This window comes from Tepidibacter hydrothermalis (assembly GCF_029542625.1).
GTDB classification, from domain to species: Bacteria; Bacillota; Clostridia; order Peptostreptococcales; family Peptostreptococcaceae; genus Tepidibacter_A; species Tepidibacter_A hydrothermalis.
In genome coordinates this window covers 2,490,705-2,506,846 of record NZ_CP120733.1, presented here as the reverse complement: position 1 = coordinate 2,506,846, position 16,142 = coordinate 2,490,705, and the positions used below count along the sequence as shown (strand labels likewise).

Annotated in this window: 15 protein-coding genes; 14 read left to right on the top strand and 1 reads right to left on the bottom strand. The window is 29.5% G+C overall.

Annotated elements, in window-relative coordinates; genetic code table 11:
• Nucleotides 1-6: 6 nt before the first annotated feature.
• From P4S50_RS11855 to P4S50_RS11840, 4 genes are all read left to right on the top strand, one after another.
• The gene (locus P4S50_RS11855) at nt 7-1,092 is read left to right on the top strand and encodes a GerAB/ArcD/ProY family transporter (protein WP_277731002.1); all 1,086 of its coding nucleotides are present in this window, start codon (nt 7-9) and stop codon (nt 1,090-1,092) included.
• Between the two features lie 97 nt (nt 1,093-1,189).
• Complete coding sequence (locus P4S50_RS11850) at nt 1,190-3,364, top strand: DNA topoisomerase III (protein WP_277731001.1); 2,175 nt, start codon at nt 1,190-1,192, stop codon at nt 3,362-3,364.
• Between the two features lie 20 nt (nt 3,365-3,384).
• Nucleotides 3,385-4,215 (top strand): CvfB family protein, encoded by an 831-nt coding sequence (locus tag P4S50_RS11845; protein WP_277731000.1) that lies wholly within the window; start codon nt 3,385-3,387, stop codon nt 4,213-4,215.
• Between the two features lie 107 nt (nt 4,216-4,322).
• Nucleotides 4,323-6,221, top strand: coding sequence for an ABC-F family ATP-binding cassette domain-containing protein (locus P4S50_RS11840; RefSeq protein WP_277730999.1), 1,899 nt, complete (start codon nt 4,323-4,325; stop codon nt 6,219-6,221).
• 433 nt (nt 6,222-6,654) lie between these two features.
• Here the strand turns inward: P4S50_RS11840 and P4S50_RS11835 are convergent, their stop codons facing one another.
• The gene (locus P4S50_RS11835; RefSeq protein WP_277730998.1) at nt 6,655-7,923 is read right to left on the bottom strand and encodes a nucleotidyltransferase; all 1,269 of its coding nucleotides are present in this window, start codon (nt 7,921-7,923) and stop codon (nt 6,655-6,657) included.
• A gap of 576 nt (nt 7,924-8,499) precedes the next feature.
• Here P4S50_RS11835 and P4S50_RS11830 point away from each other — a divergent pair.
• The 10 genes from P4S50_RS11830 (at nt 8,500) to acpP (ending at nt 16,137) form a co-directional block, all read left to right on the top strand.
• Nucleotides 8,500-9,693, top strand: a complete 1,194-nt coding sequence (locus tag P4S50_RS11830; protein ID WP_277730997.1) for an acetate/propionate family kinase — start codon at nt 8,500-8,502, stop codon at nt 9,691-9,693.
• 124 nt (nt 9,694-9,817) lie between these two features.
• Entirely contained in the window at nt 9,818-10,330 is a 513-nt protein-coding gene (locus P4S50_RS11825; protein ID WP_277730996.1) for a YceD family protein, read from the top strand.
• A 13-nt stretch (nt 10,331-10,343) separates the two neighbouring features.
• Nucleotides 10,344-10,520, top strand: a complete 177-nt coding sequence (gene rpmF / locus P4S50_RS11820; protein WP_277730995.1) for a 50S ribosomal protein L32 — start codon at nt 10,344-10,346, stop codon at nt 10,518-10,520.
• A gap of 127 nt (nt 10,521-10,647) precedes the next feature.
• Nucleotides 10,648-11,205, top strand: coding sequence for a transcription factor FapR (fapR, locus tag P4S50_RS11815; RefSeq protein ID WP_277730994.1), 558 nt, complete (start codon nt 10,648-10,650; stop codon nt 11,203-11,205).
• Nucleotides 11,206-11,218: 13 nt separating this feature from the next.
• Nucleotides 11,219-12,229 carry a phosphate acyltransferase PlsX gene (gene plsX, locus P4S50_RS11810; protein ID WP_277730993.1) on the top strand — a complete coding sequence of 337 codons (1,011 nt, stop codon included), beginning with the start codon at nt 11,219-11,221 and terminating at the stop codon, nt 12,227-12,229.
• Nucleotides 12,222-13,217, top strand: a complete 996-nt coding sequence (locus tag P4S50_RS11805) for a beta-ketoacyl-ACP synthase III (protein ID WP_277730992.1) — start codon at nt 12,222-12,224, stop codon at nt 13,215-13,217. The genes plsX and P4S50_RS11805 overlap by 8 nt, the downstream gene beginning before the upstream one ends.
• Nucleotides 13,218-13,228: 11 nt before the next feature.
• Entirely contained in the window at nt 13,229-14,158 is a 930-nt protein-coding gene (fabK, locus tag P4S50_RS11800; RefSeq protein WP_277730991.1) for an enoyl-[acyl-carrier-protein] reductase FabK, read from the top strand.
• Between the two features lie 11 nt (nt 14,159-14,169).
• Complete coding sequence (gene fabD / locus P4S50_RS11795) at nt 14,170-15,123, top strand: ACP S-malonyltransferase (protein ID WP_277730990.1); 954 nt, start codon at nt 14,170-14,172, stop codon at nt 15,121-15,123.
• Nucleotides 15,123-15,872, top strand: coding sequence for a 3-oxoacyl-[acyl-carrier-protein] reductase (gene fabG, locus P4S50_RS11790; protein ID WP_277730989.1), 750 nt, complete (start codon nt 15,123-15,125; stop codon nt 15,870-15,872). The genes fabD and fabG overlap by 1 nt, the downstream gene beginning before the upstream one ends.
• Before the next feature lie 40 nt (nt 15,873-15,912).
• Nucleotides 15,913-16,137 (top strand): acyl carrier protein, encoded by a 225-nt coding sequence (gene acpP / locus P4S50_RS11785; protein WP_277730988.1) that lies wholly within the window; start codon nt 15,913-15,915, stop codon nt 16,135-16,137.
• The last annotated feature ends 5 nt before the right edge of the window (nt 16,138-16,142 follow it).

The following is a 16,142-nucleotide window of genomic DNA, read 5'->3' as shown; positions in this document are numbered from 1 at the left end:
ATAATTTTGAAAAAAGATGTTTTATCTGAAAAACAAGGAATATTTATAATTATAGTATTTTTGATAGCAACATCTACTAATATAATAACAGGTGCAGGTGCTAAAAATGATTTGTGGATTAGTATAATCCTAGGTTTTTTAGTAGTTTTACCTATAGCTATGATATGTGCAAGACTGTGTGATTTATTTCCTGGGAAAGATTTATATGATATATTTTTAATTTGTTATGGAAAATTTTTTGGAAGATTAATGATATTTACATACATAATTTACTGTATTCATACGGAATTATTTATTATATTAGATTATGCTTTTTTTGTTAATATAGTGGCACTTCCTGAAACCCCTAAGATAATACCTATTATAGTACTTATGTTATTAGGTAATTGGACTATAAGGTATAAAAATGAAATACTAGCTAATTGGTCTATATTTTTTTGTGCGTTTTTTATATTATATATATTCTTAGGTATATTTTTTATGATTCCTAAGATGGATGTAGGTAATTTATTTCCTGTATTTTATAATGGAATCCCCCCTATTATAAAAGCTACATTTGGAGTTGTTTCATTTCCGTTTGCTCAGATAATAGTGTTTACTATGTACTGTTCTGGATTTGAAAAAAATTCATCAGCTTGGAGAATATATATTATAAGTTTAACAATAGGTTCATTTCTTATCTTGATAAATTCGGTTGCAGGACTATTGGTTTCGGGTTCTGATGTTATAGGTTCTACATATTTTTCTTCGTATGATGCTTTTGCTAGAATTAATGTAGGAAATTTTATTCAACGATTTGAGATCTTATCTGCAGCTATATATACATTAGGAGTTTTTATGAAATCAAGCATATATTTATTATGCATTACAAAAGGTATTGCTAAACTATTTAATTTTAAAGAATATAATTTTGTTACTACTTTATCGTGTTTAATTATAGTTAATATGTCTAATATTTTACACAAAAATGTACAGGACAATTTTTATTGGTTGTTTAATATATGGCCTTACTATTCTTTTTTGTTTCAAGGAATATTGCCTGTTTTTATATGGATAAGTGTTGAAATTTATAAAAAAGACTATGCTACATAGTCTTTTTCTAATCTATAAAAGATTTTATTGTGATATTATATAAAGTGAAACTTAATTCGGATGGATTATATAACATGAATTTAGAAAGGATTATACTATGAAAAAAACATTGGTTTTGGCTGAAAAACCCTCAGTTGGGAAAGATATAGCTAGGGTTTTAAATTGCAATTTAAGTAAAAATGGATATATAGAAGGGAAAAAATACATTGTAACATGGGCTTTTGGACATTTAGTTACATTGGCGCCTCCTGAAAACTATGATGAAAAATATAAGGCTTGGAAAATAGAAGATTTACCTATGCTTCCAGATAGATTAAAAATAGTAACTATAAATAAAACACACAAACAATATAATACAGTGAAAAGACTTATGAATAGAGAAGATGTAGATGAAATAGTAATTGCCACTGATGCAGGTCGAGAAGGTGAGCTTGTAGCAAGATGGATAATAGAAAAAGCACGCATTAAGAAAAATATAAAGAGACTATGGATATCATCTGTTACAGATAAAGCTATAAAGGATGGTTTTAATAATTTAAAGCCAGGGAAAGACTATGAAAATTTATATAAAAGTGCAACTGCACGTGCAGAATCAGATTGGCTTGTAGGAATTAATGCAACTAGAGCATTAACATGTAAATATAATTCATCTCTTTCTTGCGGAAGAGTTCAAACTCCTACATTATTTATGATATCAAAGAGAGAAAATGATATACAAAATTTCAAGCCTAAGGATTTTTATGGTATAAAAGTTTATATAAATGATGTTGAATTTATATGGAAAGATAGTAAAACTAAAAATACTAATATTTTTGATAAAGCAAAATGTGATAGTGTTATAAATAGTTTAAATAACAAAAAAGCTAAAGTTGAAAATATAGTTAGAAAGACAAAGAAAACATTTGCACCAAGTCTTTATAATTTAACTGATCTTCAGGCGGACGCAAATAAAATCTACTCTTATTCAGCTAAAGAAACATTATCTATAATGCAAAAATTATACGAGCAACATAAATTATTAACATATCCTAGAACTGACTCTAGATACATATCAGAAGATGTAGTAGATACTTTAAAAGATAGAGTTATGGCTTGTAGAGTTGGAAAATATTCAAAGATAGCTTTTAATATTTTGAAAAGAGAAATTAAAACAAATAAATCATTTGTAGACGATTCTAAAGTTTCTGATCATCATGCTATTATACCTACAGAAGAGTCTAGTGGTTTTGCTGAATTAAGTGACAAGGAATTTAAAATATATGATTTGGTTGTAAAGCGATTTTTAGCTGTACTAAATAAACCGTTTGAATATGAAAGTATAACAATACAAATTAAAATAGGGCAAGAAATATTTACAGCTAAAACTAAGAGAATAATATCTTTGGGATGGAAACAAGTGTATGAAAACACAGAAGCTGATAATAATATGGTTAATGACTTATTAAGTAATCTAAATGTAGGTGATGAGTTTGATGTATCTAATGTATATCAAACTAAAGGTCATACAAATCCACCATCAAGATTTGATGAAGGAAGTTTACTTATTGCTATGGAAAATCCTCAAAAGTATATGGGAGATGAAAACAAGGAACTTATAAAGACTATAAAAGATACTGGTGGGATTGGAACTGTTGCTACAAGAGCTGATATTATAGAAAAATTATATAACAACTTCTTAATGGAAAGAAAAGGTAGATACATACATATAACATCAAAAGGTGAACAGCTTTTGGATCTTGTTCCGGATGATTTAAAATCACCATTACTGACTGCAAAATGGGAACAAAAACTAGCGCTTATAAGTAAAGGTTTATTAAAAAAAGATGATTTTACCAATGAAATGAGAGAATATACAAATGTTATAGTTAAAGATATAAAAAATAGCGATCAGAAATTTAAACACGAAAATATAACTAGAAATAAATGTCCTGAATGTGGAAAATATATGTTAGAGGTTAATTCTAAAAATGGGAAAATACTTATATGTCAGGATAGAGAATGTGGATATAGACAAAATATATCTAAAAAAACTAATGCAAGATGTCCTAATTGTTTTAAAAAACTAGAACTTAGAGGTCAAGGTGAAGGTAAAGTATTTGTGTGTAAGTGTGGACATAGGGAAAAATTATCTAAGTTTAATGAACGAAAGAAAAAAGAAGGTAAGAAGGTAAATAAAAAAGATGTAAATAAATATTTAAAAAAGCAAAAAAAAGAGAATGAACAAGGTTTGAATTCTGCATTAGCAGATGCTCTGGCAAAGTTTAAGAAATAATATTATAAAGGAGAAAATACATGTTTAAATTAGGCGATTTTAATGAATTAGAAGTAGTAAAAGAAAAGGAATTCGGATTCTTTTTGGATTCTGAAGTTGGAGAAATTCTTCTTCCTACAAAGTATGTTCCAGAAGACTTAGCGGTTGGAGATAACATAAATGTATTTGTATATAAGGATTCTGAAGATAGATATGTAGCTACTACAGTTACTCCAAAGGCTAAGGTGGGAGATATAGCTTTTTTAGAGGTTAAAGATATTAATAAGTATGGAGCATTTGTAGATTGGGGACTTGAAAAAGAGTTGTTGGTTCCATATAGTCAACAAAAAGAACAACTAAAGAAAAACAGAAAATATATTTTTAGTATATATAAAGATGATGTGAGTAATAGAATAATTGCAAGTCAAAAAATAAATAGATATATAGAAGAAGATGATATAGAACTTAAAGAAGGACAAGAAGTAGATATGATGATATATCAATTTACAGATATGGGTGTGAAAGTTATAATAGAAGGAAAGTATTTTGGACTTTTATACAAGAATGAAGTATATAAAAATTTAAAAGTTGGAGATGTTGTAAAAGGTTTTGTGAAGAAAATCAGAGAAGATAATAAAATAGATGTTACTATTAGAAAAAAAATAAACTTAGAAATAGACGAAGCTAAGGAAAGAATACTGGATGAACTAAAAAAATATGATGGAGTTTTATACTTAACTGATAAGTCATCTCCGGATCATATACAAAAAAGTTTAGAGATGAGCAAAGGAATGTTTAAAAAGGCCTTAGGTGGACTTTATAAGGACGGATTAGTGACACTTACTAGCGAAGGTACATATTTGAAAAAGTAAATTTGAAAAAATCCTGTTGTATAATATAACAGGATTCTTTTTCGTGAAATTATAAAATCCATATGTTATAATACAATATATTATTGCTAATAAAGGAATGATTGATTATGAATATAATAACTATAGAAAATATATACAAAAGTTATTCAGAAAAAAAACTATTAGAAGACGTTTCTCTAGGTATAAATGAGGGAGAAAAAATAGGAGTACTTGGTATAAATGGAACAGGAAAATCTACACTTTTGAAGATAATAGCTGAAGTTGAAACTTATGACAGTGGAAAGATAACAAAGGCTAGAAATGCAAATATAGAGTATCTACCGCAAAATCCAGATTTTGATGGTGATTTAACGGTATTAGAGCAGGTATTTAAAGGTACATCTCCTGTCATGAAGCTTATAAGCGAATATGAATATACACTTGAAAAGTTAAGTCGAAATTCAGAAGATAATAATTTACAGACTAAGCTTTTAAATTTGAATCAACAAATGGATACTATGAATGCATGGCAGCTTGAAAGTGAAGCAAAGAGTATACTTACAAAACTTGGAATATCTAACTTCGATGATAAGGTAGAATATTTATCTGGTGGTCAAAAAAAGAGAATAGCACTTGCAAGTTCGCTTATAAATCCGTGTGATTTACTTATATTAGATGAGCCAACTAACCATATGGACAATGATACTATAATTTGGCTTGAAGAATATTTGAATAACAGAAAAGGCTCTCTTATTATGATAACTCATGATAGATACTTCTTAGATAGGGTGGTTAATAAAATAATAGAAGTAGATGGAGGTTCTCTTTATTCATATTTAGGGAATTATACTAAATTTCTAGAGTTAAAGCAGGAAAGAGAAGAAAGTTTAATCGCCTCTGAGAGAAAAAGAAAAAGTATTTTTAGAAAAGAGTTAGAGTGGATACGAAGAGGTGCAAGAGCTAGAAGTACTAAGCAAAAGGCGAGAATAGATAGATTTGAACAATTAAAAGAGGACAAGTTTGAAATAAATGATAATAATATAGATGTATTTACATCAAGTGCAAGACTTGGTAAGAAGGTAATAGAGATAAATAATATATCAAAGAGTTTTGGTTCTAAGAAAATACTTAGTGATTTTGAGTACACAATATCTAAAGGTGATAGAATTGGTATAATAGGAGACAATGGGTGTGGAAAATCAACTCTTATAAATATGATTGTTGGGAATATACAACCGGATAGTGGAAATATAGATATAGGTACTACTGTTAAAGTTGGATATTTTTCTCAAGAAAATGAACATATGGATGATAATCTTAGAGTTATAGAGTACATAAAAGAACAAGCTGAGGGTATGTATACAGCTGATAATAAGTATATAAGCGCATCTACTATGCTTGAAAGGTTTTTATTTACTAAAGATGCACAATGGTCATTAATATCTAAATTATCTGGTGGAGAAAAAAGAAGATTATACTTACTTAGAGTACTTATGAAATCTCCAAATGTACTTATATTGGATGAGCCGACTAATGATTTGGATATTCAAACGTTGACAATACTTGAAGAATATTTAGATGGATTTGATGGTAGTGTTATAACTGTATCTCATGATAGATATTTCTTAGATAGAGTAGTGAATAAAATACTATCGTTCAAAGGCGATTCTACTATAGAACATTATGTTGGAAATTATTCCAACTATAAAGATTTTTGTAGTCAAAAAGAAGAAGCTGTTGTAAAGGAAGTTGTTGAAAAGAAAGATAAGAAATCATATAAAAAAAAAGACACAAGACTTAAGTTTACATTTAAAGAGCAAAAGGAATATGAAGAAATAGATGGAGTTATTGAAAAACTAGAAAGTGATATATCTGATATAGATGAATCTATAAATGGTTGTGGAAGTGATTTTGAAAAGTTACAAAAGTTAACTAAGCAAAAAGAAGAGTTAGAGAGTGTTTTGGAAGAGAAGATGGATAGATGGGAATATTTGAATGATTTAGCTGAAAGAATAGAAAATCAATAATTAATTTTGGGCAGTTACCTAAATTTCGTATAAACGAAATCCACGTAGCTGCTTTTTTATTCTGTGGGTTATCAAAACTATATATGAAAATACCGTGAATCCAACGATATTTTGGATATAACTAAGCTTTTATCTTATTAATAATTCTAAAATTTACGAAACTCCCTATGGTCAGACACGCAAATTTCTTAACGTATTATTAAACGCTAAAAACTAAGTTATATTAGGCAAAATATCTAAAAATATTCACTAACATTTTCATATATAGTTTTTAAATAGTAAGTACTTTATTATAAAGTCAAACCTTACCTCGTTTGAAAGCTACACTTATAAAATAAATGGTATTAAAAACATTTAACGAATGAGCGGTATTTTGATACCATTTATTTTTAATTACCCACATAATAAGCTAAGAAAGTGTGAGTCTATACAATTAAGTGTTTTTTACGTATATAGGAGATATGTAATAATCCATATATCCTTTAATTTGGTCTTTTCTATTTTTGTAATACATAAGGTTGTACAAATTTGTGCTTCTTATATCGTAATTTAAAAATAAGTTTAGATTTTCATCTTTAACATTTATAGAACTTAGTTTGTTTATTATAGTGACATCTGAGTTCTTTTTTATATTTTTGATTATTTCTCTTCCTTTATCATTAAAGGCGAGTAGTCTTATATAAGGTATATTGTTTATGTTTTTAGCCTTTACAACGTCTTCTTTTGTTATTGAAAGAAGTGTATTTGTAAGTATTCTTTTTATTTTAGTCATGGTATATCTTTTTGATTTTACACTCATAAGAAGTTCATCGAGGGATGCTGTTTTCATTATAGAGCTTATTATTTTGTTTTCTATTCCTTCGTTTACGTCAAAATATTTATTTATGTTTTTTTCTTCTCTTAATATAGTTCCTATTAGTATGTCATAAAACTGATCATCAAATACAGGATCGAAGTTATTATGTATTTGAGTGTTCATAAGATTATATGTTGTATTTGGAACAACATTTATTAAATCTTCTAGATTTTTGCTTGATTTCAAAGATTTTCTTATTGCAGTAGCGCTGCAGATAGAACTGTTTATGTCTGTTGAATTATATTCTGATTGTATTCTTTTTATAGTGTATGGCTTTATAGAGCTTTTTAATTTTATTATGCTTTTTATATATTCAATTCCTAATATATTGTTAGAACTATTTAAAACCTCGTATAAACTATCTTCTGTTATATTTAATATTTTGTTATTACTTATGTATTTAAACAAAGCCTTAGCCCTTGCAGTGGGGAATAATAGGCCTTCGTTTAAATGATATTTAAGATGATTTTTAAATTCTAAAGGCTCGTCTACTAATATGTGACTTATTTGATACAAAACATCTATATCTCCTATTTCACTTCCAAAACAAATACTATCTATTGAGTTTGTGCTGTTTAATGTAGCTATGGCGCCATGGCTAAAAAATTCAGCACTTTGGGTTGCAAATAAAGTAGGTAGTTCTATTACAAGATCAACCCCTGCTTCAACAGCAGCCTTAGCTCTTGTCCATTTATCAAATAAAGCTGGTTCTCCTCTTTGTAAAAAATGCCCGCTCATTATAGCTACGGTATGAGTTGCACCTGATCTTTTCTTTGATTCTAAAAGATGGTGCATATGTCCGTTGTGAAATGGGTTATACTCAACAATTAATCCTAAAACTTTCATATATCTCTCCTTTTTTAAGGTTATTATTAAATTATATAGTATAGAAAGTATGATTTCTATAGGATTAATTTATACAAATTATACTTTCTATGAATTAAGTTGCACATTTTTAGAAATATTAATCTATGTACTTAAAAATATTTTATTCTAAATATTGATTTTTTAAAATTCATAAAGTGGATTATATTTAATGACAATTGAAACATAGTATAAATTTCTTTATAAAGTGAAACTTAATTCAGATGGAATTTTTACTAGAACTTAAATTTTATTTATGCAATTGTTCTTTAAATAAATAAAAATATTGAATTTATTATTTGATTAATAGGTTGAAATAAGTAGCGTTGAGTGTTTTGGAAAATATAGTTTAGTGATTGTGATAAAAAAAACAAAAAAAAGAAGGAATATTGAAAAAAATGTAGAATGTTAAAAAGTATTGCATTTAATTGAATATTTAAATGATTGATTTTTATATACAATTTAAATAAAAAATGCTATATTAATTTATGTTAAGGTTATTGTGTAATGTATACACATACATAAAAATAATAAATCATATTAGGAGGTAGCAAATAAATGAACATATTAGTTATTAACTGTGGTAGTTCTTCTTTAAAGTATCAATTAATAAACATGGAAGATGAAAGTGTTATGGCTATAGGATTAGCTGAGAGAATAGGAATTGAAGGTTCTGTAGTTAAGCATCAAACTACAGGTAAAGATAAAGTAACTATTGAGCAACCAATGAATGATCACAAAGATGCTTTAAAAATAGTACTTGACTCTATAGTAAATGAAGAGTACGGTGCAATCAAAGATATGAAAGAAATATCTGCTGTTGGACACAGAGTTGTTCATGGAGGAGAGAAGTTTACAACTTCTGTTGTAATAACTCCAGAAGTTAAAAAAGGAATAGAAGATTGTGTTGAACTTGCACCTCTTCATAACCCAGCTAACTTAATAGGAATAAATGCTTGTCAAGAAATACTACCAGGAGTACCAATGGTTGGAGTATTTGATACAGCTTTCCACCAAACTATGCCAAAATCATCTTATCTTTATGGATTACCATACGAGTTATATGAGAAGTATGGAGTTAGAAGATACGGATTCCATGGAACATCTCATAAGTATGTATCTAAAAGAGCAGCTGACATACTTGGTAAAAATGTAGAAGACTTAAAGATAATCACTTGTCACTTAGGAAATGGAGCTAGTATTGCTGCTGTTGACGGTGGAGTATGTAAAGACACTTCTATGGGATTCACTCCTCTTGAAGGATTAATAATGGGAACAAGATGTGGAGATATGGACCCTGCTATAGTACCATTTATAATGGAAAAAGAAGGATTAGATTCTAATGGTTTAAGTACATTAATGAATAAAAAATCAGGTGTTCTTGGAATGACAGGAATATCTAGTGATTTTAGAGATATAGAAGGTGCAGCAAGTGAAGGAAATGAAAAGGCTATAGTAGCAATAGATGCTTATTGTAAGAGAGTTAAGAAATATATAGGTTCATACATGGCTGAAATGGGTGGAGTAGATGTAGTTCTATTCACTGCAGGTATAGGAGAAAACTCTATATCTATGAGAGAGCAAATCTGTGAAGGTCTTGAAGGATTAGGAATGAAGATAGATAAAGAAAAGAATAATGTTAGAGGAAAAGATACAGTTATAAGTACAGAAGATTCTCAAGTTAAGCTTTTAATAGTTCCTACTAATGAAGAGTTAATGATAGCAAGAGATACTCTTGAATTAGTTAAATAATTTACTTTACTAAAAAGGGTAGGTATTGACCTACCTTTTTTAGTGCCTATCAAGTAAAAATACTTGACAAACTAATTGAGCATTTGTATAATAAATTTTGCAGTGTATTATTGAGGTGATTAATATGATGATAAACTTATCTAAATTAATAAAAAGAGAAATAAAAGTTTTAGACTTGAATTTCTCTGAAAAAATTGATAATATTAGTTATTGTGGTAAAAACTACAGATTAACTTCTCTTGTTGGAGTTAATGGGCAAATAACTAATATCGATGGACAACTTTATCTAGATTGTAATATTAAATTCTCTGTTCTAGACTCCTGTAGCAGATGCTTAAAAGAAGTTGAAGTCAACATAGAAGATGATGTTAAAGCTTTTATAGTTGAAGATGAAGATTGTGTTTTAGAAGATGAAGATACTATTGTTTGCAATGGGGACGAATTAGATTTTAAAAATATAATTGAAAATACTTTTATATTAAATGTTCCAGAAAGAATAACATGTGATGAAAACTGTAAAGGTCTTTGTAATTCATGTGGAGCTAATTTAAATGAAGAAAAATGCAATTGTCATAATGACGAAGAATTTACTGATCCCCGTTTTTCTAAATTAAAAGACTTTTTTAAAAATGACTAAGGAGGTGGGATAAATGGCAGTACCAAAGCGTAAAACATCAAGATCAAAAAGAGACTCAAGAAGAGCAGCTAACTCAAAAATGGTAGCAACTGGATTCGTAAGTTGCCCACAGTGTCATGAGCCGAAATTATCACATAGAGTATGCCCTGATTGTGGATACTATAAAGGTAAAGAAGTAGTAGCTAAATAATAAAAAAGCATGTAGTTTATAACTACATGCTTTTTTATTTTGTTCTATTGATTTATATGACTAATTATTATATACTAATATTAGTAGCTGGTACTAATATTAGTATATAATTTAGGGGTGAATGATTGTGAAAAGAAAAGGCAAACAAGAAAGACAGACAGAACTTTCCAAGATGTTAAAAAAAGACCCTTTTTATACAGATGAAGAATTATCGGATTATTTTGGTGTTAGTATACAGACTATAAGATTGGATAGACTTAAACTTGGAATACCTGAACTAAGAGAAAGAGTAAAGATTGTTGCTGAAAATAATATAAATAAAGTGAAGACTATAGGAAGCAAGGAAATAGTTGGAGAAATAATAGATTTAGATGTTGGAAGCTTAGGTATTTCAATACTTGAAACGACTGATCATATGGTTTATTCTAAGACTAATATAGTGAAGGGACATTTTGTATTCGCTCAAGCTGAATCACTAGCAATGGCTGTTGTAGATGCACCTGTTGTATTAATGGGAGTTGCTAATATAAAGAATATAAATCCTATAAAAGCAAATGATAGATTAATAGCTAAAGCTGAAGTGATAAGAGTTAGAGATAAAAAACATTATGTACACGTTAAAATAAATAATAAAAATCATGAGCAAGTTTTTAGAGGAAAGTTCATATTCGATGAAATAAATTAAGGGAGTGATGAATATGAAAATAGTAGTTGATTGTATGGGAGGAGATAATGCTCCTTATTCAACAGTTGAAGGTATAGTAGAGGCTATAAAGGAATTTAATATAGAGGTAATAGCCACAGGAGATAAAAATGTATTAGAAGAAAATTTTAGAAAGTATGAATTTGATAAAACTAAATTGGAGATAATTCACACGAGTGAAATAATATTAAATGAGGATAAACCAGTAAAAGCTATAAGAGGCAAGAAGGATTCCTCTATGGTAGTAGCTCTTAACTTAGTTAAAGAAGGAAAAGCAGATGCTATAGTTTCAGCTGGAAATACTGGTGCGCTTTTAGCAGGAGGACTTTTTGTACTTGGGAGAATAAAGGGTATTGATAGACCTGCACTTTGCACTTTCTTACCAAATAAAGAAGGAATGTCTATATTATTAGATGCTGGGGCGAACGCAGACTGTAAGCCTAGAAACTTATTAGAATTTGGAGTTATGGGATCTGTATATGCAAGCAAAATATTAGATCTTGAAAGTCCTAAGGTTGCAATAGTAAATGTTGGTCAAGAAGAAGGAAAAGGAAACGAGTTAACTAAAAAATCTTATGACTTATTAAAAACTAATGAAGATATAAATTTTATAGGTAATGTAGAAGCTAGGGATATATCTTTTGGCTATACAGATGTAATAGTATGTGATGGATTTACAGGGAATGTAGTTTTAAAGGTTACAGAAGGGGTAGCTATGTCGGTATTTTCTATGTTAAAAGACACATTCTTAACTAATATGAAGACAAAAATAGCAGCTATGTTTTTAAAAGATGATCTTAAAGCATTAAAGAAGAACCTTGACTATAGTGAATATGGAGGAGCACCGCTTCTTGGAGTAAATGGAGGTCTTATAAAAGCACATGGGAGCTCTAATTCTAAAGCTATAAAAAATGCAATAAAGCAAGGGATACATTTTGCAAACGGCAACGTTCTTAATGAAATAAAGTTTAAAATAGATAAATTAGGAGTTGATCAAATTGAATAAATTAAAAAGAGCAGGAATACTAGCTACAGGAAGTTACGTTCCAGATAAAATTATTACTAATTTTGATTTAGAAAAAATGGTAGATACGACTGATGAATGGATATCTTCAAGAACTGGTATAAAAAAGAGAAGAGTAGTTGAAGATGACATCGCTACTTCAGATATAGCCACTCTTGCTGCTAAAAAAGCTATGGAAAGTTCTGGAATAAAAGCAGAAGAGATAGATCTTATAATAGTTGCTACTGTTACTCCTGATATGTCATTTCCATCTACAGCATGTATGGTTCAAAAGAATATAGGAGCTACTAATGCAGCAGCATTTGACTTAGAAGCTGGTTGTTCTGGATTTGTATATGGATTAAGTGTAGGAAAAAACTTTATAGAAACTGGTATGTACAAAAAAGTGCTTGTAATAGGTGCTGAAACTCTATCTAAGATTATGGACTGGACAGATAGAAACACTTGTGTACTATTTGGAGATGGAGCAGGTGCAGCTATCTTAGGTGAAGTGAATGAAAATGAGGGTATTTTATCTACGTATCTAGGAGCTAATGGAGCAAGTGGAGAGTGCCTTAAAATACCTGCAGGAGGATCTAGAATGCCTGCAAGTAGTCAAAGTGTGAATGACAGACTTCATTACATAAAAATGGAAGGTTCTGAAGTATTTAAATTTGCAGTTAGAGTTATGGGGGATTCTGCTAAAAAGAGTATAGAAATAGCTGGATTAAATGAAGATGACATAGATTATTTAGTACCACATCAAGCTAATATGAGAATAATACAAGCATCTGCAAAGAGACTGAAAATGCCTATGGAAAAAATATATATTAATTTACATGAATATGGCAATATGTCTGCAGCATCTATACCTGTAGCTCTTGACGAAGCATATAGAAAAGGAAATATAAAAAAAGGTGACAATATAGTTTTAGTAGGATTTGGAGCAGGACTTACGTGGGCTTCGAGTGTTATTAAATGGAGTATCTAGGAGGAGAAAAGATGAACAGAGTATGTGAACTTTTAGGAATAAAATACCCTATAATTCAAGGAGGAATGGCGTGGATAGCAACTGCTGAACTTGCTGCAGCTGTATCTAATGCAGGGGGACTTGGACTTATCGGAGCAGGAAATGCTCCAGCTGATGTTATAAGAAATGAAATCAAAAAAGCTAGAGAACTTACTGATAAGCCATTTGGGGTTAATGTAATGTTATTATCTCCATTTGTAGACGAAGTTATGGAAGTTGTATATGAAGAAAAAATACCTGTCATAACTACTGGAGCAGGAAATCCTGCTAAGTATATGGAAAAATTGAAATCAATAGGAACAAAAATTATTCCTGTTGTCCCATCAGTTGCTCTTGCTAAAAGGATGGAAAGATGTGGAGCAGATGCTCTTGTTGTAGAAGGAACTGAAGCGGGAGGACATATAGGAGAACTTACAACTATGGTATTAATACCTCAAGTTGTAGATGAAGTTAGTATACCTGTTATTGGAGCTGGTGGAATTGCTGATGGAAGAGGGGTTGTAGCTGCATTTTCATTAGGAGCTAGTGCTGTTCAAGTCGGAACTAAGTTCGTATGTAGTGAAGAGTGTATAGTACATGAAAACTATAAAAAGGCTATTATAAATGCAAAAGATAGAGATGCATTAGTTGCAGGTAGAAGTACAGGGCATCCTGTTAGAGCTTTAAAAAATAAGCTTATGAAAGAACTTATAAAAATAGAAAAAGAAGGAGCTGATTCTTCTTTTATAGATGAAAAAGGCGTAGGAGCACTTAAAAAATCTGTTATAGATGGAGATGTAGATAATGGATCTGTAATGGCAGGACAAAGTGCTGGTATGGTTAAAGATATAAAATCTTGTAAAGATATTATAGAAGATATGATGAATGAAGCTAATGATATAATATCTAACTTGAGATTTTAGGAGGTATTTATATGAGTAAAATAGCTTTCGTATTCCCAGGTCAAGGATCTCAATACATAGGTATGGGAAAAGATATATATGAAAATTATGAGATTTCAAAAAAAATATTTGATAAAGCTGATGAAGTTTTACATATGAATTTAAAATCAGTAATGTTTGAAGGACCTAATGAGGAACTTACTAAAACTGAAAATACTCAACCGGCAATACTTACTTTAAGTACGGCTTTACTTGAAGTTTTAAAAGATAGACTTGATGTGAAATTTGATGCATGTGCAGGATTATCTTTAGGAGAATATTCTGCTCTTGTTGCAGCGGATGCTCTATCTTTTGAAGAAGCTGTAAAGCTTGTTAAAAAAAGAGGTAAATATATGCAAGAGGCGGTTCCACAAGGTGTAGGAACTATGGCTGCAATACTTGGTCTTGATAGAGATATACTTATGAGTGTGTTGGATGAAGTATCTAGTGAAGGAGTAGTTGAGGCTGCTAACTTTAATAGTCCAGGACAAATAGTAATATCTGGAGAGATAAAAGCTGTAGAAAAAGCAGCTAGTCTTTGTAAAGAAAGAGGAGCTAAAAAAGCTGTTATATTAAATGTAAGTGCACCTTTTCATTCTTCTATGCTAAATAAAGCTGGAGAAAATTTAAAAAAAGAACTTGAAAATATACAATTAAATTCTCTGAAAGTACCTGTTGTAACTAACGTTACTGGAGATTATGTTAAGTATGATGAAATAAAAGATACTTTAGTGAAACAAGTAAGTTCATCTGTATTATGGGAAGATTCAATAGAAAGACTTATAGAAGATGGATTTGATACCTTTGTTGAAATAGGGCCTGGTAAGACTCTTAAAGGGTTTATAAATAAAATATCTAAAAAATTAAAAGTTAAAGTAAATATCTACAATGTAGAAAATAAAGATACTTTAGAAAAATTTGTGCAAGATATTAAGGAGGCTAAGTAATGATAGATTTAAAAGGTAGAGTTGCGCTTATAACTGGAGGTTCAAGAGGTATAGGAAAAGCAATAGCTACAAAACTTGCTTCATTAGGAGCGGATATAGCTATAAACTATACTTCAAGAGAAGAATCTGCACTTGAAGTTAAGAAAGAAATAGAAAATATGGGAGTAAGATGCTTTACTGTAAAATGCGATGTATCTAATTTTGAAGACTCTCAAAATATGGTTAATGAGGTTATAAATGAATATGGAAAATTAGATATACTAGTAAATAATGCAGGTATAACTAAAGATGGACTTTTAATGAAGATGAAAGAAGAAGATTTTGATAAGGTTATATCTGTAAACTTAAAAGGAGTATTCAATTGTACAAAGGCTGTAACTAGACCTATGATGAAGCAAAAATATGGAAAGATAATAAATATGGCATCTGTAGTTGGTGTTATGGGAAATGCAGGTCAATCAAATTACTGTGCATCTAAGGCTGGGGTTATAGGTTTTACAAAATCAACAGCTAGAGAGCTTGCATCTAGAAATATAACTATAAATGCTATAGCTCCAGGATTTATAGAAAGTGATATGACTAATGTATTAAAAGATGAAGTAAAAGCAGCTTATGAAAGCAGCATACCTATGAAAAAAATGGGTAAAACAGAAGATGTAGCTAATGTAGCAGCTTTCTTAGCAAGTGATATATCTTCATATGTAACAGGTCAGACTATTAATGTCGATGGTGGAATGGTAATGCAGTAAAAAATTAAAATATATAATAAAAAATTAGGAGGTATTTAATATGTTTGAAAAAGTGAGAGATATAGTTGCAGATCAATTAGGAGTAGATAATGTGGAGGAGATTAAATTAGAAACTTCTTTAATAAAAGATTTAGAAGCAGATTCATTAGATGCAGTTGAAATAATGATGGCTCTTGAAGATGAGTTTGAAATAGAAATACCAGATGAAGAAGCAGAAAAGTTTACTTGCATAGGAGATATAGTAAAATATATCGAATCTAAATAAGTAGT